The sequence below is a fragment of the Pantoea sp. YR525 genome (assembly GCF_900116775.1).
In the GTDB taxonomy this organism is placed as follows: domain Bacteria; phylum Pseudomonadota; class Gammaproteobacteria; order Enterobacterales; family Enterobacteriaceae; genus Pantoea; species Pantoea symbiotica.
In genome coordinates this window covers 16,610-41,069 of the sequence record NZ_FPBU01000010.1, presented here as the reverse complement: position 1 = coordinate 41,069, position 24,460 = coordinate 16,610, and the positions used below count along the sequence as shown (strand labels likewise).

The following is a 24,460-nucleotide window of genomic DNA, read 5'->3' as shown; positions in this document are numbered from 1 at the left end:
TTCACAACCCGCACGATCCCCCAACATCACACGTTAATTGCTTTCCCCAGGCTGGCGTCAAAGGTTTTCCAGCTCTCCGTCATATCCACCACGGTTTTCGATTTACGCGCTTCATCGATTTTGATCGCGGTGAGGCCCGCTTCCAGCGCATCCACCACGGAAACCTTCAGCGGCGTTCCTTGCGTAATATGTTTCACAATCTCTTCTGCCATCAGCGCATCGGCGCCGTAATGGCCGTCATAAGCGTTGCCGTCATACTCGGTATCCACTTCGCGCTCGCCGGTGCGGGCGTTGTGCACGCGGAAATAGTTACGCACGAAGTCACCTTCGGCCATGCCATCGGTGCCCATCACGCAGAAGCGGCGGAACTCATCCGGCACGTTAAGGTTGGCGTGGAAGGCGAGGGTGGCGCCACCGGCATACTCAATCAGCGCGGTTTGGTAATCGACGATATCGGCATCGCCGTCAAACACCGCATCGGTGCTTGACCAGCCGCTCGGCTTAACGTGATACACCTCAGACTGCGGCGTTACCGCACCTTTAGGCGCATGCTGCGGCGTGAAGTTTTTGCGTCCGCCAAAGCTGGCAACGCGCACCGGACGCTCGCCGACCAAACCCTGATAGAGATCGATATCGTGGCAGCATTTTTCCAGAATGTACGGGCCAGCATACTTCTCCAGACGACGCCAGTCGCGCTGGAAGAACGCACCGTGATACGGCTTGATGTGTTCGGTGGCTTCAATTGAGGTAATTTCGCCGAGGCGATTTTCATCGCGCGCGGTGAGCAGGTCGCGATAGAGCGGCGAGTAGCGCAGCACCAAACCGACCAGAATGCGCTCGTGACCATATTGCTGCACCAGCTGTGCCATCGCCATGGTCTGCTCTTCGTTGATCACCACCGGTTTCTCGGTGAACACCGTGTAGCCCGCCGCTAAGCCCTGACGAATATGTTCAAGGTGCATAAAGTTCGGTGAACCCACCAGCAGCAGATCAAAGCCGCCGTGTTGCAGCAGCGCGTCCACGCTATCAAACGCGGTGCCCGGTTCGATGCCAAAGCTGTGCAGGTTCGGTAATCCTGCCGGAGCGGGATCGACATAACCCACCACGGAAAACGCTGTGTCGGCTTTGTTGAACTCTTTCACCACATGGGAAAGACGAAAGCCCAGACCAATAATGCCCACTTTCATGTTGTACCCCTGAAGCCCGTTGCCTGTAAGCCGCCCGACCTGTCAGGCTGCTGATAATCTGACCGCTAACTTATTACGACAGAAAAACTAATGTCAATCCGTGTGGCGGATCTCAATTGGTGAAAAATTGTTATTCATATGATTTATATCTATTTTAATTAACTATACGGATTGCCTATTTATTTGTTATTGCGATTTAAGTTTTTTTCCCCTATCTTTCGCACATCTATAAGCGTCATACCGTTTCGGGCTGGCAGGAGGAAGCGCGTGCAATCACTAATGCTGGGTATTGATGGCGGTGGTACGCACTGTCGTGGACGCCTGACCGACAGCGCCGGACGGCTGCTGGCGGAAGCCAAAGGCGGTCCTGCTAACGTCTGGTCGCAGTTTGATGCCGCAATTGTGGCCATTGAGCAGGTGATCGAAGATCTGTTTACGCAGGCGAATTTACCCGCTGAAGCGCGCGACCGCACGGTGATCGTCGCCGGGCTGGCGGGCGCGAATGTCGCCTCGGTACAAACCCGTCTCGCTAGCTGGCAGCCACGCTGTCAGGCGCGCTATCTATTTACCGATGTAGAAATCGCCTGTGCCGGTGCACACGCCGGTGCGCCGGGTGCGGTGTTTATTATTGGCACCGGCAGTCAGGGCGCGGCCTGGGATGGCGCGCACTTCACGCTGCTCGGTGGCTGGGGTTTTGCCCTGTCGGATGCCGGTTCGGGCGCGATTCTCGGCCAACGCGCGCTGCGGCTGGCGCTGCTGGCGCACGAAGAGATTGTGCCCGGCTCGGCGTTAACGCAACGCATCATGGCAAGCTATCAAAATAGCCCGGAACAACTGCTGATCTGGTCGAAACAGGCGACACCCGCCGATTGGGGCCGCGTGGTGCCTGAAGTCTTTGCTGCCGCGCAGCAGGGCGATGTGCACGGCACAGCGCTGGTGCAGCAATGCGCCGCGGATATCGTGCAGATGGTGCAGCCGCTACTGGCGCGCAGCCACGGCAAGCTGGCCTTGATGGGCGGATTAGCCGAACCCATTCAGGCGTGGCTGCCAGCGGATATCGCCGCGCTATTGGTGCCGCCGCAGGGCGATGCGCTGAGCGGTGCGATTCGCCTCGCCACGCAGTTCAGCCTGACACTTCCCGCTTAACTTCAGATAAAGAGGCTCATGAGCGCTCCCAACGTAACCGCGCGCATTCTGCGGCTGATTGTCGAAAATGCGCCTATTAGTCAATCCGATCTCAAAGTGCGCAGCGGCCTGAGCATGTCGACGGTATCGCAAGCCACCAATCGTCTGCTGACCGGCGGCATCGTGCAGGAGCTGGGACTGCGTCGCGTCTCGATGGGGCGACCCAAAACGCTGCTTGGCCTCAATCCGGATCACGCCAGCGTGGTGGGGATTCAGCTCAACGCCGAACGCAATCTGATGGTATTGACCGATCTCAGCGGCAACATCATTGGCGAGCAGCAGATTCCATCCGGCGCGATGACGCCCAAGCAACTCGGCGATGCGCTGGCGAAGTTTTTGCGCGGCGTTGAAGGCAAAAAGGTTGGGGCGATTGGTCTGGCGCTGTCGGGTTTGGTCGACGCCAGCAACGGCGTTTGCGTGCTGTCACGCGCGTTGGGCTGGGATAACGTGCCGATTGCCCGTCTATTGGAAGAGCGCTTCTCGCTGCCGGTATTTATTGAAAACGACGCCAACGCGCTGGCGATGGCGGCGCTGGTGTTTGGTCAGCTCGGTCACGCGCAGTCGGCGGTGATTGCTACCTTCGGCAAAGGCATCGGCGCGGGGATTCTACTCGATCGCCAGCTCTATCGCGGTCGTCACGGCAAAGCCGGTGAGATTGGTGTGTCGCTGCTGGGCGATGGTTCTGAGCGTTTGCTGGAGGATGTGGCGTCGTCGCAGGCGATTCTGCAGCGCGTGGCGGCCACCGCCAAAGACGAGGCGCCGCACACGCTGCGCGATCTCGATGTGCGTCCAACGCCAGAGGTGCTGAGCGCGCTGGCCGAGGCCGGGCAGCATTTGGGGATGTCGCTGGCGAACCTGTCGGTGGCTTACGATCCGGACGTGGTGTATCTGGCGATGGAGCCGCAAATGGCTTCGCGCATTCTGCTTGATCACATTACGCAGAGTTTCCAGACCTACCGTTTGAAGCTGACGCCGCACATGACGCCGCTGCAGTTCCTCACCGAATCCAACCGCATGTGGGCGCAGGGCGCTGCCGGGTTTGCGGTGAATAAGTTGCTGGATTTACTGGCCGCGCAGGCCGATGAGGATATCGCGTCGTGATTTTGTGCGCGCGTTGAGACGGTCGCCATAAATGGCGACCCTACAATTATTCTGCGGGATTTTCGTAGGGTCGCCATTTATGGCGACCGCCATCACCAACGCACCACCGCCCTCAACGTAACCGCAAACCCTGCTCATCAAACAGCAAACAATGCTCGGCGCGCAGCTGGTAACTCATCCTCTCGCCAATCGCGTGTTCCGCCACGTTACGCTCCTCAATCACCAGCAGCTTCTCTTCGCCGATATCGAGATAGAGATAATTGGTGTGTCCCAGCATCTCGCTAAACGACAATTCGCCGCTGAAACTCACGGCATCATCGTTGCTGCTCACCGGCTGGAAATGCTCCGGGCGCACGCCCAGCGTGATTTTCTGCCCTTCGCGGCACGGCGCGGCGATCGGCAGCGTAAGCTGATTGATGCCCAGCGCGGGCACACGTAGCTGCACCGCGCCCGGCGCGATCGCCGCCACTTCGGCATTGAGGAAATTCATCTTCGGCGAGCCAATAAAACCGGCGACAAACAGGTTGTCGGGATCGCGATACAGCGCCATCGGTGCGCCAACCTGTTCAATGCGGCCCTGACGCAGCACCACAATGCGATCCGCCAGCGTCATCGCCTCCAGCTGATCGTGCGTCACGTAGATCATGGTGTTGCCCAGCGAAGCATGCAGGCGAGCAATCTCAATGCGCATCTGCAAACGCAGCTCAGCATCAAGGTTCGACAGCGGCTCATCAAACAGGAATATGCGCGGATGGCGGATAATCGCGCGGCCAATTGCCACGCGCTGCCGCTGTCCGCCTGACAATGCGCGCGGTAAACGATCAAGGAATTCAGTGAGATGCAGACGAGCCGCCGTCTTTTGTATTGCCTGTTCAATTTCGGCTTTCGGGCGCTTCATCACCTCCAGCGGATAGGCCAGATTGCCGCGCACCGTCATGTTCGGGTAGAGCGCATAAGACTGAAACACCATGGCGATGCCGCGCTCGGTGGCGTGCTGATCGGTCATGTCGGCGCCTTCAATCAGCAGCTTACCATCGGTAATTTCCTCCAACCCGGCAATCATGCGCAGCAGCGTGGATTTCCCGCAGCCGGAAGGACCGACAAACACCACGAATTCGCCGCTGTTAATGGTGAGATCGATGCCGTGAATCACGTTCACATTCTCGTAGGACTTCTTAACATTTTGCAGATGCAGGCTAGTCATGCGATGCCTCGAATCAGAGAAGTTGGCCCATATAAATGGCGTTGCTGCGCATAATCGGCGTGAAGCCGAGGCGCTGATAGAAACCGCACACCTGCTCGTTTTGCAGGCTGACGCCGAGGTACACGCCCGGCACGCCTGCAGCACGCAGATCGTGCAGCAGCTGTTCAATCAGCTTGCGCCCCCAGCCGCCTTGCTGTGCGGCAGGCAGCAGATTGATGTGCAGATGCGCAGGCCACTGCGTCACCAGCTGATCCGCCGCCGCATCGGGCTGATGAATCGCTTCCAGCACTTTGCTGTCGAGCGCAGCCTGCGGCGCGTAATCACGATACTGCTGTTGCAGCTGTGGCCACCAATCGCTATTCAGCTTTGCTTCGAAGGCGCGCGTATCGGGCGCGGCAACCGCGTAGCCGACTACCTCGCTGTGCTGTTCCAGCACATAAGCAAATTCGGGTGCAAAGCGCGCGTAGGGAATGACAAAGCGCAGGCCGGGCAGCGCGGGATCGGAGTAGAGCGCGCTGGCATCGGTGCCGGCATTGGCGGTCTCTAAGCAGATGCGCGACAAGGCGGGGAAATCTGCCTCGCTGGCGCGACGAATAACACCTTCAGCCGTCATGGTGGAGCCTCTGTGGTCAGGAGATGAACAGATTTTACGGTAAAGAAAGCCGACTTAGTTTTCAAGGTGTAATAATTGCGCTGGCGCACAAAGCTGATGCGAACTATAACCACAAAGCATGACGGAACGTCGGACAAACTCACGCGCCACGCCTGTTCACACGCCAGATCACGACACATTGCCATTGGCTCTCGCAGCGTAATGATAATAACTATAGGATTTTCATATGCTCTATCAGTGAGTTAAAGCGCTTCGTTTGCCTGAGTGATTTATACTGATGCTCAGGCTTTAATCTTCAACGCCGTCTGGTTTGCGCACTGAATCGCAGCATCCTCTGCTGTTCCAGTGGCTTTTCTTCTTACTCTTTGCACTGTATCACAGAGCAAAAATTCCGCAGTGGCGATGTTTGACTTTCTTTTGTGCATAAAGTAAGTATGAATTATGTGCGTTATCGCTGCTGAATCAACCTGCCGGGAATCGCAGGTGTCGAGATGAAGGGATGCCAGTCATCTGTTGGAGAAACCGAGCATGATGTGTGATTCAACCAATCGTCCTTCCCGTTTGCAAAGCTCACTGCGCACCGTGTCGCGTCTGGTCTCCGCCGGGATTTTGCTCGGTGCGACCATGGCAGCCGCGCAGGCCGTCACCCTGAATGAGTGGGATATTTACAACTATCCGCAACAGACCGAAGCGGTGGATGAAGCGGTAAAAGCGTTCCAGCAAAAGAATCCGGGCATTGTGATTCAGCGTTCGGTGCACTCCTTTGAAGACACGCGCATTCCGCTCAAGCTGGCATTGACCGCCGGTGACGGGCCGCAGATTGCGCAGGTGAATCAGGGCGGCGGCGATATGGGCTCGCTGGTGAAAGACAAGCTGCTGTGGCCGCTGGATGATTACGCCAAAACCTACGGCTGGACCACGCGCTTCCCGGATTCGATCCTGAAACGTAACCGCTGGTCAGATAAACAAGATTTCGGCAGCGGAAAACTCTACGGCGTGGCGAGCCTCGGCGAGATGGTGGGTTTGTACTACAACAAAGCGCTGCTGGATAAAGCCGGTGTCGCGGTGCCTAAAACCTTGCCGGAACTTGAGCAGGCGATGGAGAAACTCAAAGCCGCCGGCACGCCGCCGATGATGCTCGGTCTGCTCGACGGCAACATGGGCCAGCAGCTGCTCAGTACCTTGTGGGAAGCGCAGATTGAGAGCAGCGACCGGAAAAAACTCGACGATCTGATTTACGACGTGGGCGGCACCTTTAAAGACGACAAGCTGGTGAAAGCCGCCAATCTGATGAAAGGCTGGAACGACAAAGGCTATCTGTTCCCCGGCTTCCAGGGCATTGGGCACGATGATGCCGCGACCCTGTTCCAGAATGGTCAGGCGGCGTTCCTGGTAAGTGGAACCTGGTATCTCGGCCAGTTTAAAGACAACAAAGATCTGCACTTCGCCGCGATGCCTGCGGGTGAGGGCGTGCAGCATCCGCTGATGGTGGGCGGCACCGATTTGGCATTCTCTATCACCAGCACCGCGAAAGACAAAGCGCAGCAGGACGCAGCGGCGAAATTCATCGATTACATCGTCTCGGATGAGATGGCGAACCGCTGGTTGAAAGTGGGCTTCCTGCCGGCTGGCACCAGCAAAAATGCGCAGATTCCAGCGGATAACCCGCTGCTGGCGGAAGCCTATCAGGTGTGGGTAACGCTGAATGACAACGATGGTCTCGGCCATTATCTCGACTGGGCCACACCAACCATGAACGCTGAACTGAATCAGAATGTGCAGCTGCTGCTGGCGGGACGTCAAACCGCCGATCAGATGGTGATCAACTTCGATAACAACTATCAACGGTACCTGAAAACCCTCAAGCACTGATGACGTACGGCCCGGCGTAAGTGGCCGGGCCGCGAACAGGCCCGCAAGCGAGTACGGTTATGCTGAATAAATCTGCCTGGCGCAATGCGCTCTATCTTCTGCCCGCGGTGCTGGTGTATGCAGTGTTTCTGCTGCTGCCGCTGCTGGCCTCGTTAGGGATCAGCTTCACTGAATGGGACGGCACCTCGTGGCCGATTTTCATCGGCATGGGCAACTATCTGCGTATGTTCCAGGATCCGGTGTTCTGGGTGGCGCTCGGCAATAACGCCTTGCTGATGCTGTTCTACACGCTGTTTCCGATTGGCGTTGGGCTGCTGCTGTGCAGCTTCCTGTATGAGACGCGCAATAACAAAGAGCGCAGCGTGCTGCGTATCCTCTTCTTCCTGCCGTACATCATGCCGATGGCGGTGCTCGGCGTGGTGTGGCGCTGGCTGTATAACCCGGCGTTTGGTCCGATCGATCAGTTCTTGCGTGCCGTCGGTTTGCCGCAGCTGGCGAAGTCGTGGCTGGGCGATTTTACCTTCGCGCTGCCCGCCGTGGGCTTTGTTGCCACCTGGTACTTCTTCGGTTTCTGCTTAGTGCTGTTTATGGCCGGCTTGCAGCGTATGGATCCCTCGCTGCTGGAAGCGGCCGATCTCGATGGCTCATCACGCCGCCAGAAATTTATGCGCATCACGCTGCCGTCGCTGCGTCCCGAACTGCGTATCGCGCTGCTGCTGACGGTGATCGCCAGCCTGAAAGCCTTCGATTTGGTCTACGTGATGACGCAAGGCGGACCGGGCACGTCAACCATGGTGACCAACATCTTTATGTATAAGCAGGGCTTTGATCTGCACTACTTCGGCTACGCCTCCGCCGTGGCGGTATTCAGTATGCTGATTGTGTTGATGATCAACGGCTTAATTCATCTTTGTTTACGGGAGCGTCACTGATGCGCGGCACGCCAACTGTCTCACGCGCGCTGATCTGGATTGTTGCGCTGATGACCATTATGCCGTTTTTAATGGCGCTGATGACCTCGTTCAAAACCCAGATGGAGCTGTTTCAGGGCGTGTTCACCTTGCCCTCATCAATCAATTTTAAAAACTACGTCACCGCGTGGCAGCAGGGACATTTCAACGTCTACTTCATGAACTCGGTGCTGGTGGTGATTCCGGTGGTGATCTGCAGCATCCTGCTCGGCATTCTGGCGGGATTCGGTTTTGCCTGGCTGAAGATCCCCGGCAAAACGGTGGTTGCCGCGCTGCTGGGCCTTGGCATGGTGCTGCCGAGTGAAGCCTTTATTATTCCGCTCTATCACGAGCTGCGCTGGATGGGGCTGACCAATACCTATCTGGCGCTGATTCTGCCGCAAATCGCCCTGTCGCTGCCGTTTACCACGCTGATGATCGCCACCGCGTTGCAGCAGGTGCCGCGTGAGCTGGTGGAAGCGGCGGTGATGGATGGTGCATCGCGCCGCAAAATTCTTTGGGGTTTATTGGTGCCGGCGATTTGGCCGACGCTGTCTACGCTGGCGCTGCTGCTGTTTATCTGGACGTGGAACGAGTTCCTTATTCCGTTGATTCTGGTGAATAAAGATGAGCTGCGCACCTTGCCGATCGGCATGATGTTTTTCCAGAACAAAAACACCATCGATATCCCGGTGCTGATGGCGGGTGCGATGATTGTCATCCTGCCGCTGGTGGCGGTGTTCCTGGTGTTCCAGCGCAAATTTATCAGCGGCGTCACCGAAGGCGCCGTCAAGTAAGGTCGCACACCACAATCATCACGGTCGCCATGAATGGCGACCCTACAACATCCACACACCACCGTCGTAAGGTCGCCATTTATGGCGACCTTCGTGATGAACGCACGATACATAACGGCACTTATTGTCCACCAGCAAAAGGTTTTGGTCATGCGGCGCGTGCTGCAATAGCGCATCGCCGCTATTCAGGAGAACCGCATGCACGTTTCACTGGCTGATTTCTATCCCATTGCCGATGGCGAAACGCTGGATACTTACTGCTTCCAGCGCGCTCTTAATCATCTGGCATCGCGCGGCGGCGGCACTTTGTCGGTGCCGCCCGGTCGCTACCATCTCGGCACCTTAACGCTGGGTTCCAACATCAATCTGCATCTCGAAGCGGGCGCCACGCTGCTCGCCAGTTCCCGCATAGAGGATTATCAGCAACAGCTGGCGCAGAGCCAGGCTGAACTGTCGCAGCATGTGCTGCTCTACGCCGCCGGGCAGCGCAATATCCGCATCAGTGGCAAAGGGGTGATCGACGGTAACGGCGATGCCTGGTTTGCCGCAGAAAAGGACCATCAGGGTTATCGCCTGCCGCGTCCGCAGCGCCCGCGCATCGTGGTGTTTGAGGATTGCGAGCAGGTGACGCTGGAAGATTTCACCATCATTCAGGCACCGATGTGGACGGTACATCTGGTGAGTTGCCGCCATGTGCACATTGATCATCTCACTATTGATAACAGCATGAGCATGCCGAACACCGATGCGCTGGATATCGACAGCTGTGAAGCGGTGTTTGTCAGCAATAGCTACCTGAGCGCGGCCGATGACGCCATCTGCATCAAAACTACCCAAAAACCCGCGCATCTGCGCCGAGCCGCGCGACAAATCTTGATCAGCAACTGCCTGCTGCGTTCTTACAGCTGCGCGTTCAAAATCGGCACCGAAACCTTCGACGACGTGGAAGATGTCACCGTCTCCGGCTGCACCATCTTTGATTCCAACCGCGCGATTGGCTTGCTGTCGCGCGATGGCGGCCAGTTCCGTCGTTTGCTGTTCAGCAATATCACGCTGGCCTGCCGCCACGCGCCGCCGTGTCATTGGGGTAAAGCCGATGCGCTGTTTGTTTCAGTACGCGCGCGTGATCCGGCGATAGCGCCGGGCAGCATCGAGCAACTGCAATTCAGCAACGTCAGCGGAGTAATGGAAGGGGCAATTAACCTGCATGCGGAACAGCCAGGACAGATTCGTGATGTGATGCTGGCGAATGTGCAGCTGCGGCAAGTGGTGGCGGCAGGCGCGGATCAAGGGCATTACGATGTGCGCCCGCCGTGTAACCCCGAATCGCCGACCGGCATGGGTTTGGACAATGCGTATAAACTGGATAGCGCATCGGGTTTAGCGTACGGCGTTGCCACTTATCCGGATGGATTGCCGGGCATGTTTGCACGCGGTGTTGAGAATTTGCAGTTGCATAACGTGGTGATCGCGCGCCCGCAACCGTTGCCGCACGGCTGGCATGCGGAAACGGTGCAGATTTCGTAGGGTGCGCATTTATGCGCACCTGGATGTTACAGCGCCTGCGCGATAGCCGCGCCCAGCTCCTCGGTTGATGCGCTGCCGCCGAGGTCGCGCGTCAGGCTGTTGCCCGCTGCCAGCGTGCGCTCAATGGCATCCAATACCGCCGCGCCCGCTTCGGCGTAACCGAGATGCTCGAGCATCATCGCGCCACACCAAATCTGGCCAATCGGGTTGGCCACGCCTTTACCGGCGATATCTGGCGCCGATCCATGCACTGGCTCAAACAGGCTAGGGAATTTGCCTTCCGGATTGATGTTGGCCGAAGGCGCAATGCCGATGGTACCGGTACAAGCTGGGCCGAGATCCGACAGGATGTCGCCAAACAGGTTGCTGGCGACCACCACATCGAACCAATCCGGATGCAGCACGAAGTTAGCGGTGAGAATATCGATATGATATTTATCGACTTTCACTTCTGGATAGCTCGGTGCCATCGCTTCCACACGGCTGTCCCAATACGGCATGGTAATGGCGATGCCGTTGGATTTGGTGGCCGACGTGAGGTGTTTTTTCGGGCGCTTCTGCGCCAGTTCGTAGGCAAATTTCAGGATGCGATCGACGCCAACCCGCGTCATCACCGTTTCCTGAATCACCACTTCACGATCGGTGCCGGGGAACATAGTGCCGCCCACCGACGAATATTCGCCCTCGGTATTTTCACGCACCACGTAGAAATCGATATCGCCCGGCTGACGATTGGCCAGCGGCGCTTTGACGCCCGGCATCAGACGTACCGGGCGCAGATTGACGTATTGATCAAACTCGCGACGGAATTGCAGCAGCGATCCCCACAGCGACACGTGATCCGGCACCACATCCGGCCAGCCCACCGCGCCAAAGTAGATGGCATCGAACTGGCTGAGCGTGGCGAACCAGTCATCGGGTAGCATTTTACCGTGCTGCTGCCAATATTCGGCGCTGGCGAAATCAAACCATTGCCACTCCAGCGCAATATCAAATTTCTTTGCCGCTGCATCCATCACGCGGATGCCTTCAGGCATCACTTCTTTGCCAATGCCATCGCCAGGGATGACGGCGATTTTATAGGTTTTGCCGCTCATAGGGTTTCTCGCAGGTTGCTGTTGATGTTCTGTACGCAGTATAACCATGCATCTGTGGGAAATAATTAGCCTGAGCGATAAGCCAATGTTGAATAAAAGTAGAGAATCGCGCACCTCAACCGACGATCTGGCGTTCTTCGTGCGCGTGGCGGCGCTGGACAGCTTAACCGCCGCCGCACGCGAACTTGGCTTATCGCTTCCGGCGGTGAGCAAGCGCCTGAGCCAGCTGGAGCAGCGCTTAGGCGTGCAACTGCTCAAGCGCACCACGCGGCGGCTGGAACTGACGGCGGAGGGCAAACGCTATCTGGATGGTGCGCGTCCACTTCTCGATCAACTGGCGGAGCTGGAGGAGTCGGTGAGCAGCCAAACCTCGGTGCTGCGTGGCTCGCTTAACATCAACGCCTCTTTCGGCTTTGGACGGCGTCACGTCGCACCTTGTGTGTCGCGATTTGCCGCGCTGCATCCCGAATTAGCCATGAGTTTGCAGCTCAGCAGCCAGCCGCTTAATTTTCTCGATGCGCGCGTGGACATCGACATCCGCGTCGGTGAGCCGCCCGATGCGCGACTCATCGCGCGTAAGCTGCGCACTAATCCGCGCGTACTGTGCTGCTCACCTGCGTACGCCGCGCGCCACGGCATGCCGGCAAGCATCGCAGCGCTGGCCCAGCACAACTGCATTTTACTGCGCCAGTTCGACAGTGATTTCGCGCTGTGGCGCTTGGGTGATAGCACACAGCAGCTGACGCAAAAGGTGCGCGGCAGCTTAATCACCAACGATGGCGAAGTGGCGATGCAAATGGCGTTAGATGGGCATGGCATTCTGCTGCGTTCGTGGTGGGATGCGCAGCACAGCATCAAACGCGGTGAACTGCTGCATGTGCTGCCAGAGTGGAGAGCCGCTGATGGCGACATCTTTGCCGTCTGGCAGCCGCAGCGCCAGCTGCCGCTACGCATCAGCGCGTTTGTTGATTTCCTGCAAATGGAGCTGTAATTAATAAGTCTGTTTTGATTATTTGTAATCATCATTGATGATTTGTGAGCAGGTTCAAACAAATTCAGCCCAGTCTATCCTATAAATTGCCCCTATTATGCGTAAATTCATTCTTGTTTGAGCGAAATGAATCATAAGCGTAAGTGGGGTGGCGAAGTGCATAGACACGCGTTAATAACAACATCGGCCACCTCATCAACGGAACGCGTGAAGCCCAGCGCGTTCCACGACCCTACGTTATCGATGAGGCTGAAATGAAACAATTCTCTACAGAAGGGATGGTGATTATCGTCGGGATTGTCATTGCGTACATCCTGTTCACCACCTGGCTCACCTGGCGCCTGCGCAGTAAAAACAGCGGTGACTTTATGGCAGGCTCCAATGTGATGCCGGCTTTTGTGGTGGGCGTGATGCTGATGTCGGAATACATCGGCGCTAAATCCACCATCGGTACGGCTCAGGCGGCCTTCGAGGATGGCTTTGCCGCTTCATGGTCGGTGATTGGTGCCGCCATCGGTTTCCCGCTGTTTGGTTTTCTGCTGGTAAAACGCATCTACAACACCGGCAAAATCACCATCTCTGCGGCGATCGCTGAACGTTATGGCAACTCCACCAAAAACATCATCTCGCTGATCATGATCTATGCGCTGCTGCTGGTTAACGTGGGTAACTACGTCAGCGGTGCGGCGGCGATCTCCACGGTGCTCAACCTCGATCTCACGACCGCAGCAGTGATCACCGCGATCGTCAGTACGTTCTACTTTATGTTCGGCGGCATGAAAGGCATCGCCTGGGTCACGCTGCTGCATAGCGGACTGAAATATATCGGGATTCTGATCATTCTCGGTGTGGCGCTGCACATGACCGGCGGCGTTAGCCCGATGATCAAAGAGATGCCACATTTCTACTGGACGTGGGATGGCAACGTCGGCGGCAGCACCATCTTCGCCTGGATGATTGGTACCATCGGCTCGATCTTCTGTACGCAGTTTGTGATTCAGGCGATTGCCTCAACCAAAAGCGCCGAGTCCGCCAAACGTGCGACCTGGGTGGCGTTCTTCTTCTGCATGCCGATTGCCATTGCCATTGCGCTGATTGGCGTGGCGGCGAAATACCTGCATCCCGATATCAAAAGTCTCTATGCGTTGCCGGTGTTCCTGCAGGACATGAGCCCGTGGCTGGCGGGGATTGTCACCACCTCATTAGTGGCGTCGATCTTTGTCAGCGTCAGCACCGTAGCGCTGGCGATTGCCTCGCTGGTGGTAAAAGATTTCTACGTGCCCTATCGCAATCCGACGCCGGAGCGCGAGTTCCGCATGACGCGCTGGCTGTCGCTGCTGATCGGTTTCCTGCCGCTGATTTTCGTGCTGTTCGTGCCGGAAGTGTTGAAGCTCTCGTTCTTCACTCGCGCCATTCGTCTGTCGATTTCAGTGGTGGCGATCATCGCCTTCTATCTGCCGTTCTTTAAAAGCACGCGCGGCGCTAATGCCGGCCTGATTGGTGCCTGCGTCATGACCTCGGTGTGGTATCTGCTCGGCGATCCTTTTGGTATCAACAACATGTATGTGGCGCTGGTCACGCCTGCGGTGATCATGGTGATTGACCGCCTGATCCCGTCAAGCCAAACCCATGAGAAAAAAGCCCCGAAATCTTCAATGCAAAACAGTGGAGCCTGAAATGAGTGATTTAACCCTTACCGTTGAACGCAGCGGTAACCTCTCTCCGCACGCGCAGGATGCGCAACAGCTCACGGCAATGCTGCCTTCGGTCTGCCCGCAGAACCACGCGTCGAATCTGCTGCCATTGCCCAATGGCGACCTGCTGTGTGTATGGTTTGGTGGCACGCAGGAGGGGATCGCCGACATTTCTGTGTGGTGCTCGCGGCTGGAAAGCGGCAGCACGCAGTGGAGCGAGGCGCAAAAGCTCTCTGACGATCCCACGCGATCCGAACAGAATCCGGTGCTATTCCTCGATCCCGAACAGGTTCTTTGGCTGCTGTGGACGGCGCAGAAATCCGGCAATCAGGACACCGCGATTGTGCGCTACCGTCAGTCACGTGATTTCGGCCGCAACTGGGGCGCTATCAACACCTTGCTCGATCAGCCTGGCACCTTTATTCGCCAGCCGATTGTGGTGCTGCCAAATGGTAACTGGCTGCTGCCGGTGTTTTATTGCCGAACTCAGCCAGGCGTGAAATGGGTGGGTAACGATGATATCAGCGCGGTGAAAATCTCCAGCGATAAAGGCCAAAGTTGGCGCGATGTGGCGGTGCCAGAAAGCCTGGGCTGCGTGCATATGAACATTACGCTGCTGCAGGATGGCAGCTTGCTGGCGCTGTATCGCAGCCGCTGGGCCGATTTTATCTATCAAAGCCGTTCGACCGATGGCGGCGAAAGCTGGAGTGCGCCGCTGGCGACTGAACTGCCCAATAACAACTCGTCGATTCAGGTCACGACGCTGCGCAACGGCCATCTGGCGCTGGTGTTTAATGCCATGAGCGCTAAAGATGCCAGCGAGCGCCGTTTATCGCTGTATGACGAAATTGAAGATGAAGAGGATGACGGCGATGTGGCGGTGGCGGCCGAGCCGGTGGTGCACAGCGGACGCACCGCATTTTGGGGCGCACCCCGCGCGCCAATGACTTTGGCGATTTCCGCCGATGGCGGCAAAAGCTGGCCATGGCAGCGCAATCTCGACGAAGGCGATGGCTACTGCATGACCAATAATTCGCAGCAAAAGCTTAACCGCGAGTTCTCCTATCCGAGCATCAAACAGAGTGACGATGGCGCGCTGCATGTGGCTTACACCTATTTTCGTCAGGCGATTAAATACGTGCGCGTCGATGAAAGCTGGGTGAAAGGATGAGCAGGCCGCGACACGCGCTGGTGACGGGCGTCAGCTCTGGCATTGGCGCGGCCATTGCCGATCACCTATTGCAACAGGGTTGGCAGGTGACCGGTTTTAGCCGCACGCCGGTGCAGAATGAACATCCGGCGTTCACCTCGGTTAGCGTGGATTTGCTGGATGCCAATCTGCTGAAGCAGGCGCTACTGGCGCTGCCAAAGGTGGATGCGCTGGTGCACGCCGCGGGCATGATGGCGGCTGCGCCGCTCGGTGAGCTGGATGAAGAGCAGAGCACGCGTTTGTGGTACCTGCACGTGCAGGTGGCGCAGATCATGGCGAATGCCTTGCAGCCGCAGATGGCGCAGGGCGATCGTATCTTGCTGATTGGCAGCCGCACGTCACGCGGCGCGGCAAATCGCAGCCAGTACGTGAGCACCAAAGCGGCAATGGTGGGCATGGCGCGCAGCTGGGCGGCGGAACTGGCACCCAAAGGCATCACGGTGAATGTGATTGCGCCGGGCGCGACGGAGACGCCCATGCTGCTGCAGCCCGGCCGCGCCAGTTCACCGCCAAAGCTGCCGCCGATGGGGCGCTATATCAGGCCAGAGGAAGTGGCGGCGCTGGCGGGATTTGTGCTGTCGCCGGCCGCTGATGCGATCACCGGTCAGGAGTTGGTGATCTGTGGTGGGGCGTCGTTGTAAGTTGTGCGGTTGAAAACCAGGTCGCCATGAATGGCGACCCTACATAATCAGCGTCGCAATTCCGCCACATCCACCTGCCACTGATTCAGCTTGTTATACAGCGCGGTGCGCGAAATCCCCAGCAGCTGCGCGGACTGGCGAAGGTTGCCTTTTTGCTCGCGCACCACCTGCATCACATGCTGGCGCTCATTCTCCTGCAGCGAGCTCAATTCGCTGGCGACAGGCGCGTTACGCTGCACCATCACTTCCGGCAGATCGTGGCGATCAATCTCCAGTCCTTCACACAAATTCACCATGCGCTCGACCAGATTCTCCAGCTCGCGCACGTTGCCGGGCCAGTGCCACGCCTGTAAACAGCTCATTGCCTCGGCGGAGAGCTGCGGCGCGATGCGCTTCAGCCGGGTGCAGAGCGCCTGAATAAAGGTATTCACCAGGCCGGGAATATCCTCCTGGCGCTCGCGCAGCGGCGGGATCTCAAGCGAAATCACATTCAGGCGATAGTAGAGATCGCGACGGAACGCGCCTTTCTCCACCGCATCCAGCAGATTGCAGTGGGTGGCTGCGATGATACGCACGTTAACCTTGATGGGATGCGCCGCGCCGATTCTCACCACTTCGCCTTCCTGCAGCACGCGCAGCAGGCTGGTTTGCGCCTCGAGTGGCATCTCGCCAATCTCATCGAGGAACAAGGTGCCGCCATCCGCCAGCTCAAATTTGCCCGCCGAGCCGCCGCGCCGCGATCCGGTAAAAGCGCCATCGACATAGCCAAACAGTTCGCTCTGCACCAAATCACGCGGCAGCGCGCCGCAGTTGAGCGCGATAAACGCTTCCTGTTGGCGCGGGCTGGCGTTGTGAATCGCCTGCGCGAACAGCTCTTTGCCGGTGCCGCTTTCGCCGGTTAATAACACGGTGCTGTCGGAACGGCTGCTGGCGCGCGCTTTCTGAATCGCTTGTAGCACGCGCGGTGCGTGCCCGCGAATCATCTCAAAGGTGTAGCTGGCGCCCACGCCCATCACACGGCGCGTAATGGCGCGGATACGCTGGTTCTCGCGCAGCGACAGCACGCGACCGCCGTCGGGCGCAGGCATCAGCGAAATCAGGCAGGAAAGGGGATTGACGCCATCTGGCATAAATTGCAGCTCGCGGTCATTGCAGAACGGCATGGTGAGCAGCGATCCGCCTTGTGGTTGCAGCAGCACGTCGATCGGCCCGGCGTTGGGATCGAGGCCGCTAAAGATCTGGCGGGCATAGCGATTCAGCGTTTTGATGCGGCCGTGGCGATCGCAGACGATCACGCCTTCATTCAGGGTTTCGAGGATCGACTGCTGCTCGGCCAGCAAACGGCGCAGCATCAATTGCTGACCGACCGCTTCCGCTGCCGCCTGCACCGTGCCGAGCGTGTGCGCATTGAAGTTGTCGGGCGTGGCGGTCAACGTGAGTACGCCCAGCAACTGGCCGCTGGCATCACGCACCGGCGCGGCGGCGCATTGGCGATGGCGTTTGCGCAGATCCAGCTTCCAGTTCTCGCCGCTCAATACATACACCAGCCGCTGCTCAATCAGGCAGCGTGCGGTGCAGTTGGTGCCGAGCACCTCTTCGCGCAGGATGCTGCCGACCGGCGTCAGATCCGCGCCGCAAAAATGCAGCGTCACGCCTTGCGCATCGGTCAGATTGATGTGGCCATCCGGGTTATACGCCAGCAGATTTTCCATGATGCTGCGCGCTGCGAGGATCAACTCGGCGTTGTGCTCAAGGATCGCCGCCAGTTCCGCTGCGGGCGGCGAGACATAGGCGAAGGTGGCGGGATCGATCGCGCGCTGCTGCGATCGCTGCCACGACTGCAAAATGCTGTGCCGCATCCAGCCGGGCTGTTCGCCGCGTTCGAAGCTGTGCCAGCCCTGCCACAACAACGTATCCCATTCACCCACCTCGGCGCTGTCCGGCAAGCTGAAGATCGGATCGCTTTCATCTTTAAACGGCAAACGCTCACTGGCACGCATGTGACACTCCTGACCAAGATGGAATGTCCATTTTATTGACATGTGAAGTTGACATGTAAATTTTGTTGCCAGATTGTGAGCTATATCTGTGTTATGCCTCACATAAAGTGGCGGATTGCAGTTGGCATCGCCTTTGCACTAAAGATTGCACATCCCTGCGCTCGAATGAGCACATCCAAAACAATAAGGAATAGGTCATGACATTTCATCTTAAGCCAGTACGCGTCGGCCTGATTGGCGCCGGACGCATGGGCAGCTTCCACGCGGAAAATCTGGCCTGGCGTGTGCCGGGAGCGATCCTGGCGGCGGTAGCCGATCCGCAACCGGGCGCCGCCGAAGCGCTGACCAACAAGCTGGGCGTCGCCAAGGCCTACAGCGATCTGCATGCTCTGCTGCAGGATCCCGACATTGAAGCGGTAGCGATTGCCGCGCCGGCGCGTACGCACGCCGAATGGGTGATCGCAGCCGCCAAGGCCGGCAAGCATGTGTTCTGCGAGAAGCCGATGGCGGTGACGCTGGATGAGGCGGATCGCGCGATTGCCGCTGCGAAAGCAGCTGGCGTGGTGTTGCAGGTCGGTTTTAACCGCCGCTTTGATTCAGGCTTTGCGGCGGCGATCGCCGCGGTGAAAGCGGGTGAGAATGGCACCACGCAGCTGAGCCGATCGCTGACGCGCGATCCCGGCCTGCACGATCCTTCACGCATCCCGCAGTGGACGATCTTCCTCGAAACGCTGATCCACGATTTCGACACGCTGCTGCATTTCAATCCTGGCGCGAAGCCGGTGGAAGTCTATGCGCTGGCCGATGCGCTGGTGCGTCCGGATTTCAAAGATAAAGGCTTGCTCGATACTTCGGTGGTCACCATCCGCTTTGATAACGGTGCGATCGCCACCGCTGAAGCCAACTTCCAGGCGGTATATGGCTACGACGTTCGCGGTGAAGTGTTCGGCAGCAAAGGCATGCTGCAGGCGGGCCACATCAACATTAACAACTGTGTGCGCTATCACCAGGATGGCATCGCGATTGAAACCTCACGCATGGATTCAGACCTGCTGCGTGAAGCCTATGTGGCGGAGATGGCGGAATTTGCCCGCTGCATTCGCAGTGGCGAGACACCGCGCGCTACCGGTGAAGATGCGCGTAACGCGCTGGAGATCGCGCTGGCCTGTATCGACTCGGTGCAGCAGCAGCAGCCGATCAAACTGGGAGGTCGCTAATGGCCGGTTATCAGCTCTCGGTTTGTGCCGAAATGGTGTTTCTCGATCTGCCTTTTGTCGAGCGCGTGAAACGCATTCACGAACTGGGTTTTGGCGTCGAAATCTGGGGCTGGGCCAACAAAGATATTGATGCGCTGGCAGCAACCGGCGCGCGTTTCACCTCGATGACCGGCTACGTCAGCGGCAACCTGACCGACGATGACGAGATCCAGCAGCTGCTGCAAAGTGCCGAAGCGTCGCTGGCGGTGGCCGAACGGCTCAACTGCCCGGCGTTAAACCTGCACGGCACCGGACTGGATGACAAAGGGTTGCCGGTCAAACCGGTGGAAGTGGTGACCGGCGCGATGTGGCTGAAAGCCGCCGATACGCTGCGCAAAGTGGCACAGCTGGGCGAGCGTGCCGGACGCGTCTTTACGCTGGAGAACCTCAACTTGCCGGTTGATCATCCCGGCACGCCGTTCGCGCTGGCCGCCGACACGCTGGCGCTGGTGGAAGCGGTAAACAGCCCAGCGCTGAAGATGAATCTTGACTTGTATCACGCGCAGATCGGCGAAGGCAATTTGATCGAATTGATTCGCCGCTGTGGTTCGGCGATTGGGGAGATTCAGGTGGCCGATGTGCCGGGCCGTCAGCAGCCGGGCACCGGCGAGATTAACTATCGCGCCATTGCCCGCGCGCTGCACGATGTCGGCTATCAAGGCACCGTGGCGCTGGAAGGCTGGGCCAGCGGCGAAAGTGGCGCCGCGCTGCAGCAGTTCCGCGATCACTTCACGCTTTAATGGTTCCACCGCCGGGTATTTGCCTGTTGCCCGGCGTTAAATCGATGAAATAAATAATAATATCTCAACCCTACAGGACTAACCCATGAACATCAGAAATGTGATGCTGTGCCTCTGCGCATTGCTGCTCAGCCTGAGCGCGAGCGCTAAAACCTTCACCGTCGGCGTGGCGCTGGCTAACTTCGATCTCAACTTCGTTTCGATTCTGCGCACCCAGATGCAGGAGGAACTGAAAGCCAATCAGCTCAATAGCCAGTTTGTCGATGCCAAAGGCGATGTGGCGCTGCAGGTGCAACAGGTGGATGATTTTGTGAATCAGGGCGTCGATGCCATCATCCTCAATCCGGTCGATACGCAAGGCGTATTGCCGATGATTACCGCAGCGAAAAACGCCGGCATTCCGCTGATCTTCGTCAACCGTAAACCGGAAGTGAAGTTGCCCACCGACATGGCGTATGTCGGTTCTGACTCGGCGTTGGGCGGCGAAATGCAGATGGAAGCGCTGGCGAAGAAGATGAATTACAAAGGTAACGTGGCGATTCTGATGGGCGCGCTGTCGAATGAAGAAGCGCGCGAACGCACCCGCGCGGTGGAAGCGGTGATCGCCAAATATAAAGATATGAAGGTGATTGAGAAGCAGAGCGCCAAATGGCAGCGCAACGAAGCGGTGGATGTGGTGTCGAGCTGGCTGCTGAACCAGCGTCCGATTGACGCTATCGCGGCGAATAATGATGAGATGGCGATTGGTGCCATCATGGCGCTCAACCAGGCGAAGAATGAGAAGATTTTAGTCGCCGGTATCGACGGCACGCCGGATGGTCAGCAATTTGTGAAAAACGGCAAAATGACGCTGACCATTTTCCAGGATGCAAAAGGGCAGGCGACCGGCGCGGTGCAGGTGACTAAAGCGCTGCTGGAGAAGCAGAAAGTGCAGGAGTTTAACTGGATTCCGTATCAAACCATTACGCCTGAGAACTACGCGCAGTTCGCCGCGAAATAACCTTTTTAGCTGACGAAAACTCTCCTGCTTGCGGGAGAGTTTTACGCTGGAAACCAGATTTATTCCCCCTCCACTTCGCTTTATTTGCCAAACCCTGACTGATAAACTCCGGCTGCAACCAGAATCGCTTCTGGTTAATAATTGCTCAGGCATGATGCATTGACAGAACGCACGCGTTCACCCGGAGAAAAGTGCAGGATGGATAAAGACATTCTCAAGACAATTAATTCTCAGCACCTTTTCCCCGCGCAAAGCGACCGGCATATCTTTTTTGGTGTTGATGGTAAATTCATCGCCCACTCGCTGATTACCATCATGTCGATAATCAAGCATGCCGATGATGCGCGTTATCACTTTCACCTTATCTCTTCGGAAATCTCCGCAATTGATACGGCGCGTCTGGAAAAAATATTCGCCGGACAGTCACATGGATTAACGCTGCATCATATTCAGGACAGTCTGTTTAGTGCTTTCCCCACTACAGAGCTGTTCACGCGCGCGACCTATTATCGTTTTCTCGCTCCGCTTATATTGCCTCATGCCGATAAACTGCTTTATCTCGATGCGGATATGGTTTGTCTGAATCCTCTCGACGAATTATGGCAAATTGCCATGCCATCCGAAGTGATTGCCCTGGTTGTTGGTGAGATTGCAGCACTGCAAGCGCAGTTGGCTGAAAATGTTGGCCTGCGTGGAAAACGCTACTTTAATGCTGGCATGATGCTGATTGATGTTCAAAAGTGGAACCGAGAGCAGGTGAGTGAACACGCTTTTAATTTGCTCAGCGAAAAGGGAAAACAGTTCCAGTATCTTGATCAGGATGCGTTGAATATGCTGCTTGAAGATCGTGTGATATTTACTGAAGCTCGCTTTAATACCATTAACATGCTCTCACACGATGATAACGGTTATACGCAGGATGTGCCGCATAATACCTGCTTATTGCATTACGCTGGTGCTGATAAACCGTGGCAACAGTGGAATCAACAACACGTTGGCCATTACTATCGCGATCTTTATCAGATTTCACCGTTAGCCGATGTTCCTTTCGAAGCACCTAAAAACGCGCAGCAAGCGAAGAGAATGTATAAATATTTGTTCCGTAGCCATCAACGGTTATCGGCACTCTATTGGCGCATTAAGTATTTTAAAATGAGGTATTTTTGAGTGCAGACCTTACGTTTAAAGCCGCTGTTAACCGAAAACAATGTTTATCAGCTTTGCTTTCTATTACTGACAATGGCGTTTGCTTTTTCGTTAGTGATTCCAGCTTATCCAAAGAAAACCTTTTATCTGGTCGGTTATTTAACGCTGTTTTTTCTGCTTGCTCAGGGCATAAAAAGAAAATTCGTGCTGGATAAGAGCGCTTTAATCGTCGCGATTCCCATTTTGCTCTTGGGCTTAGTCAGGGTGATTTGGTCGCGTATTTATGCCGATGCGTATTTCAATGATGTGGTGGATAACTATTTTCAGGGCGGGAAACTCTTCATTATCTCCGCTTTTGTCAGCTATTTTTTCATTGCGTGGCGTCATTGTCTGTCAGAGAAAATCTTGCGCATTAGCGTGTGCCTGTTGATTTTTGGTTTACTGCTGACGCTTGGCGCCGCTTTTTATGAGCACGCGCAGACACAGCAACGTATTAGATTACTCACAGATTCAGCGGGAACCGTTTCGTACCTGATCACGGCATTGGCTTTAACTGCACTGTTTATTGTCAATAAGGTGATCGTTCGCCGTCTTAATCAAATTCTGCTGTTCACGGCTATCTTTGTGGTGAATATGCTGCTGATGTTCCTCACTGAATCTCGTGCGGCGGTATTGGTGTTGCCTGTTTTATACCTGCTATGTTTCTATCTGGTTCATCGCTGGGCGGGAAAATATTCACTGGTGATTCTAGTGCTACTCATTGCTGGTGGCCTGTTCTTGATGCCAAGCTCTATTATGCATCGCCTGGACAACATCCAGAACGAGATCGATAGTTATCAAAAAAATAATGACACCTCGATTGGTGCACGTTTCTCGATCTGGAAAAGTGGCTATCACAGCGTCTCATGGTCGCTGCTGGGGCAAAGTCCGGATGACAGAACGGATAAAGCACGCGCTTATATTAAAGCCAATGAACGTGCTAATCCTGAAGCCTATAAAAATGTCATGTATCACTTGCATGATGACTTATTAGAAACGCTTTCGCTGCAAGGGATCGCCGGTGCCGTCACCCTGGTTATTTTTTATGTTGGGTTGATTATGGTGGCTATACGGCGTCGGGCATTGGATGTCGCGCTGCTGCCTGTTTCCATTTTTATTTTCGGTTTAACTGATACCGTATGGATACAAAGTAGTTCGGTGTTTATTCTGATGGCATCGATTATTATGAGTTATGCGCTGATACAGCGTAAACCCATAACCAGTAAATAGACTTTGTAGGGTCGCCATTTATGGCGACCGCTTTCCTCAACGCCTCAAGCCATTCCCCGCAACTTCATCTTAAGAAACTTTTTCTTCAGGCTAAATCTGACTTTACTGTCCATCATAAATGAAGCGAAAGGCACGTTTTCTATCGCCTGCTTTACCACGCCTTTTTCATGCTCATCGCTGATTAACGGATAAAACTTATGTGCCAGATTGATCCAATGGCAAGCGAGCAGGTTGCGGTATTTTTCACCGAGCACATTATCCATCTGTTGCGTGGCTTTGATCAGCATCGATATTTTATTGGCATCCAGCGCGCTGGAGAGGCTTTGACCCCGTTTAAAATAAAGATAAGGCCCATATTTTGCTAAAGAGATCTTTTCACTGGCTTTCAGGATAGAAGGAAACAAATACGCATCTTCATAGCAGGTGAAATCGGGAAAGTGATTATCGGCAAACAGCGATCGTCTAATAAACTGGCCGATAAAATGCGCCTGAATATCGCGATGGATAAGGAATTTTTCAATCACCAGATGTTGCGATAAGGCGGTAACCTGCAAACCTTTCCACTGTTGTAGCTTAGTCTTCTTTTCATAAACCTCATTCAACGGTGCCAGCAGAATATCGGGTTGTTGTGCCTGTAAAAACTGCACGATGTCAGTAAAGGAGTTCTGCAGAAGCTGATCGTCACCATCCAGCATAGTGACATAGTGGCCGCTGCATTTGCTGACGCCAAAATTTCTTACCTTGCCGATGTTACGGAGCATCACGTCGAAGATTTTCACATGGCTGAATGAAGCGGCAAAGGTATGCAGCAACTCGCCGGTATTGTCCGTGGATGAGTCGTTCACCAAAATAATCTCGACAGCATCCTCAACGCCCGTGCAGGCCTCTTTAAGGCTGTTTAATGTCTCGGCAATATACTTTTCGCAATTATGAGCCGTGACCAGGACGCTGAGCGTGCAGGGTGAATCCATCATTAGCCT

General features: G+C 56.0%; 21 protein-coding genes. 15 read left to right on the top strand and 6 right to left on the bottom strand.

Annotated elements, in window-relative coordinates:
• Positions 1-26: 26 nt before the first annotated feature.
• Positions 27-1,187, bottom strand: a complete 1,161-nt coding sequence (locus tag BM323_RS19755) for a Gfo/Idh/MocA family protein (RefSeq protein WP_008105586.1) — start codon at positions 1,185-1,187, stop codon at positions 27-29.
• Between the two features lie 267 nt (positions 1,188-1,454).
• On the opposite strand from BM323_RS19755, the gene BM323_RS19750 reads away from it, so the two are divergent.
• Together BM323_RS19750 and BM323_RS19745 are read left to right on the top strand one after the other, a co-directional pair.
• Positions 1,455-2,333, top strand: a complete 879-nt coding sequence (locus tag BM323_RS19750) for a glucosamine kinase nucleotide-binding domain-containing protein (protein WP_008105585.1) — start codon at positions 1,455-1,457, stop codon at positions 2,331-2,333.
• 18 nt (positions 2,334-2,351) lie between these two features.
• Complete coding sequence (locus BM323_RS19745) at positions 2,352-3,473, top strand: ROK family transcriptional regulator (protein WP_008105584.1); 1,122 nt, start codon at positions 2,352-2,354, stop codon at positions 3,471-3,473.
• Between the two features lie 112 nt (positions 3,474-3,585).
• On the opposite strand, the gene BM323_RS19740 is transcribed toward BM323_RS19745, so the two are convergent.
• Together BM323_RS19740 and BM323_RS19735 are read right to left on the bottom strand one after the other, a co-directional pair.
• Positions 3,586-4,677, bottom strand: coding sequence for an ABC transporter ATP-binding protein (locus BM323_RS19740; RefSeq protein ID WP_008105582.1), 1,092 nt, complete (start codon positions 4,675-4,677; stop codon positions 3,586-3,588).
• A gap of 13 nt (positions 4,678-4,690) precedes the next feature.
• The gene (locus BM323_RS19735; protein ID WP_008105580.1) at positions 4,691-5,290 is read right to left on the bottom strand and encodes a GNAT family N-acetyltransferase; all 600 of its coding nucleotides are present in this window, start codon (positions 5,288-5,290) and stop codon (positions 4,691-4,693) included.
• Positions 5,291-5,818: 528 nt separating this feature from the next.
• Here BM323_RS19735 and BM323_RS19730 point away from each other — a divergent pair.
• From BM323_RS19730 to BM323_RS19715, 4 genes are all read left to right on the top strand, one after another.
• Positions 5,819-7,162 carry an ABC transporter substrate-binding protein gene (locus tag BM323_RS19730; RefSeq protein WP_008105576.1) on the top strand — a complete coding sequence of 448 codons (1,344 nt, stop codon included), beginning with the start codon at positions 5,819-5,821 and terminating at the stop codon, positions 7,160-7,162.
• Positions 7,163-7,221: 59 nt separating this feature from the next.
• Positions 7,222-8,094 (top strand): carbohydrate ABC transporter permease, encoded by an 873-nt coding sequence (locus tag BM323_RS19725; RefSeq protein WP_008105574.1) that lies wholly within the window; start codon positions 7,222-7,224, stop codon positions 8,092-8,094.
• On the top strand, positions 8,094-8,909 hold the full coding sequence (locus BM323_RS19720; RefSeq protein ID WP_008105572.1) for a carbohydrate ABC transporter permease: 816 nt from the start codon (positions 8,094-8,096) through the stop codon (positions 8,907-8,909). The genes BM323_RS19725 and BM323_RS19720 overlap by 1 nt, the downstream gene beginning before the upstream one ends.
• Before the next feature lie 198 nt (positions 8,910-9,107).
• Positions 9,108-10,436 (top strand): glycoside hydrolase family 28 protein, encoded by a 1,329-nt coding sequence (locus tag BM323_RS19715; protein ID WP_008105571.1) that lies wholly within the window; start codon positions 9,108-9,110, stop codon positions 10,434-10,436.
• A gap of 26 nt (positions 10,437-10,462) precedes the next feature.
• Here the strand turns inward: BM323_RS19715 and BM323_RS19710 are convergent, their stop codons facing one another.
• Entirely contained in the window at positions 10,463-11,533 is a 1,071-nt protein-coding gene (locus BM323_RS19710; protein ID WP_008105568.1) for a tartrate dehydrogenase, read from the bottom strand.
• Between the two features lie 85 nt (positions 11,534-11,618).
• Here BM323_RS19710 and BM323_RS19705 point away from each other — a divergent pair, with 85 nt between their 5' ends.
• The 4 genes from BM323_RS19705 (at position 11,619) to BM323_RS19690 (ending at position 16,069) form a co-directional block, all read left to right on the top strand.
• A complete protein-coding gene (locus BM323_RS19705) occupies positions 11,619-12,524 on the top strand; it encodes a LysR family transcriptional regulator (RefSeq protein ID WP_091004264.1) in 906 nt (301 codons plus the stop codon).
• Positions 12,525-12,778: 254 nt separating this feature from the next.
• Positions 12,779-14,200, top strand: coding sequence for a sodium:solute symporter family protein (locus BM323_RS19700; RefSeq protein WP_008105562.1), 1,422 nt, complete (start codon positions 12,779-12,781; stop codon positions 14,198-14,200).
• A 1-nt stretch (position 14,201) separates the two neighbouring features.
• On the top strand, positions 14,202-15,389 hold the full coding sequence (locus BM323_RS19695) for a sialidase family protein (RefSeq protein WP_008105559.1): 1,188 nt from the start codon (positions 14,202-14,204) through the stop codon (positions 15,387-15,389).
• Entirely contained in the window at positions 15,386-16,069 is a 684-nt protein-coding gene (locus BM323_RS19690) for an SDR family NAD(P)-dependent oxidoreductase (RefSeq protein ID WP_008105557.1), read from the top strand. Before BM323_RS19695 ends, BM323_RS19690 begins: the two co-directional genes overlap by 4 nt.
• A gap of 47 nt (positions 16,070-16,116) precedes the next feature.
• Here BM323_RS19690 and BM323_RS19685 read toward each other — a convergent pair whose 3' ends face one another.
• On the bottom strand, positions 16,117-18,069 hold the full coding sequence (locus BM323_RS19685; RefSeq protein WP_008105556.1) for a sigma-54-dependent Fis family transcriptional regulator: 1,953 nt from the start codon (positions 18,067-18,069) through the stop codon (positions 16,117-16,119).
• 197 nt (positions 18,070-18,266) lie between these two features.
• Between BM323_RS19685 and BM323_RS19680 the strand changes: the two genes are divergently transcribed.
• The 5 genes from BM323_RS19680 (at position 18,267) to BM323_RS19660 (ending at position 23,480) form a co-directional block, all read left to right on the top strand.
• Positions 18,267-19,286 carry a Gfo/Idh/MocA family oxidoreductase gene (locus BM323_RS19680; protein ID WP_008105554.1) on the top strand — a complete coding sequence of 340 codons (1,020 nt, stop codon included), beginning with the start codon at positions 18,267-18,269 and terminating at the stop codon, positions 19,284-19,286.
• Positions 19,286-20,065: a TIM barrel protein gene (locus BM323_RS19675; protein WP_008105552.1), complete on the top strand. Its 780-nt coding sequence runs from the start codon at positions 19,286-19,288 to the stop codon at positions 20,063-20,065. Before BM323_RS19680 ends, BM323_RS19675 begins: the two co-directional genes overlap by 1 nt.
• Before the next feature lie 85 nt (positions 20,066-20,150).
• The gene (locus BM323_RS19670) at positions 20,151-21,065 is read left to right on the top strand and encodes a substrate-binding domain-containing protein (RefSeq protein WP_008105550.1); all 915 of its coding nucleotides are present in this window, start codon (positions 20,151-20,153) and stop codon (positions 21,063-21,065) included.
• A gap of 198 nt (positions 21,066-21,263) precedes the next feature.
• Complete coding sequence (locus BM323_RS19665) at positions 21,264-22,232, top strand: glycosyltransferase family 8 protein (protein ID WP_008105548.1); 969 nt, start codon at positions 21,264-21,266, stop codon at positions 22,230-22,232.
• The gene (locus BM323_RS19660) at positions 22,233-23,480 is read left to right on the top strand and encodes an O-antigen ligase family protein (RefSeq protein ID WP_008105546.1); all 1,248 of its coding nucleotides are present in this window, start codon (positions 22,233-22,235) and stop codon (positions 23,478-23,480) included. It abuts the gene before it with no gap.
• A gap of 44 nt (positions 23,481-23,524) precedes the next feature.
• Here BM323_RS19660 and BM323_RS19655 read toward each other — a convergent pair whose 3' ends face one another.
• The gene (locus BM323_RS19655) at positions 23,525-24,454 is read right to left on the bottom strand and encodes a glycosyltransferase family 2 protein (protein WP_036648617.1); all 930 of its coding nucleotides are present in this window, start codon (positions 24,452-24,454) and stop codon (positions 23,525-23,527) included.
• Between the last annotated feature and the right edge of the window lie 6 nt (positions 24,455-24,460).

Excerpts from the sequence above, each read along its gene's own strand:
- BM323_RS19675 (WP_008105552.1), top strand. The coding sequence starts at position 19,286 with ATGGCCGGTTATCAGCTCTCGGTTTGTGCCGAAATGGTGTTTCTCGAT.
- BM323_RS19715 (WP_008105571.1), top strand. The coding sequence starts at position 9,108 with ATGCACGTTTCACTGGCTGATTTCTATCCCATTGCCGATGGCGAAACG.
- BM323_RS19725 (WP_008105574.1), top strand. The coding sequence starts at position 7,222 with ATGCTGAATAAATCTGCCTGGCGCAATGCGCTCTATCTTCTGCCCGCG.
- BM323_RS19695 (WP_008105559.1), top strand. The coding sequence starts at position 14,202 with ATGAGTGATTTAACCCTTACCGTTGAACGCAGCGGTAACCTCTCTCCG.
- BM323_RS19745 (WP_008105584.1), top strand. The coding sequence starts at position 2,352 with ATGAGCGCTCCCAACGTAACCGCGCGCATTCTGCGGCTGATTGTCGAA.
- BM323_RS19685 (WP_008105556.1), bottom strand. The coding sequence starts at position 18,069 with ATGCGTGCCAGTGAGCGTTTGCCGTTTAAAGATGAAAGCGATCCGATC.
- BM323_RS19735 (WP_008105580.1), bottom strand. The coding sequence starts at position 5,290 with ATGACGGCTGAAGGTGTTATTCGTCGCGCCAGCGAGGCAGATTTCCCC.
- BM323_RS19710 (WP_008105568.1), bottom strand. The coding sequence starts at position 11,533 with ATGAGCGGCAAAACCTATAAAATCGCCGTCATCCCTGGCGATGGCATT.
- BM323_RS19740 (WP_008105582.1), bottom strand. The coding sequence starts at position 4,677 with ATGACTAGCCTGCATCTGCAAAATGTTAAGAAGTCCTACGAGAATGTG.
- BM323_RS19755 (WP_008105586.1), bottom strand. The coding sequence starts at position 1,187 with ATGAAAGTGGGCATTATTGGTCTGGGCTTTCGTCTTTCCCATGTGGTG.
- BM323_RS19720 (WP_008105572.1), top strand. The coding sequence starts at position 8,094 with ATGCGCGGCACGCCAACTGTCTCACGCGCGCTGATCTGGATTGTTGCG.
- BM323_RS19680 (WP_008105554.1), top strand. The coding sequence starts at position 18,267 with ATGACATTTCATCTTAAGCCAGTACGCGTCGGCCTGATTGGCGCCGGA.
- BM323_RS19700 (WP_008105562.1), top strand. The coding sequence starts at position 12,779 with ATGAAACAATTCTCTACAGAAGGGATGGTGATTATCGTCGGGATTGTC.
- BM323_RS19690 (WP_008105557.1), top strand. The coding sequence starts at position 15,386 with ATGAGCAGGCCGCGACACGCGCTGGTGACGGGCGTCAGCTCTGGCATT.
- BM323_RS19730 (WP_008105576.1), top strand. The coding sequence starts at position 5,819 with ATGATGTGTGATTCAACCAATCGTCCTTCCCGTTTGCAAAGCTCACTG.
- BM323_RS19665 (WP_008105548.1), top strand. The coding sequence starts at position 21,264 with ATGGATAAAGACATTCTCAAGACAATTAATTCTCAGCACCTTTTCCCC.
- BM323_RS19655 (WP_036648617.1), bottom strand. The coding sequence starts at position 24,454 with ATGATGGATTCACCCTGCACGCTCAGCGTCCTGGTCACGGCTCATAAT.
- BM323_RS19670 (WP_008105550.1), top strand. The coding sequence starts at position 20,151 with ATGAACATCAGAAATGTGATGCTGTGCCTCTGCGCATTGCTGCTCAGC.
- BM323_RS19705 (WP_091004264.1), top strand. The coding sequence starts at position 11,619 with ATGTTGAATAAAAGTAGAGAATCGCGCACCTCAACCGACGATCTGGCG.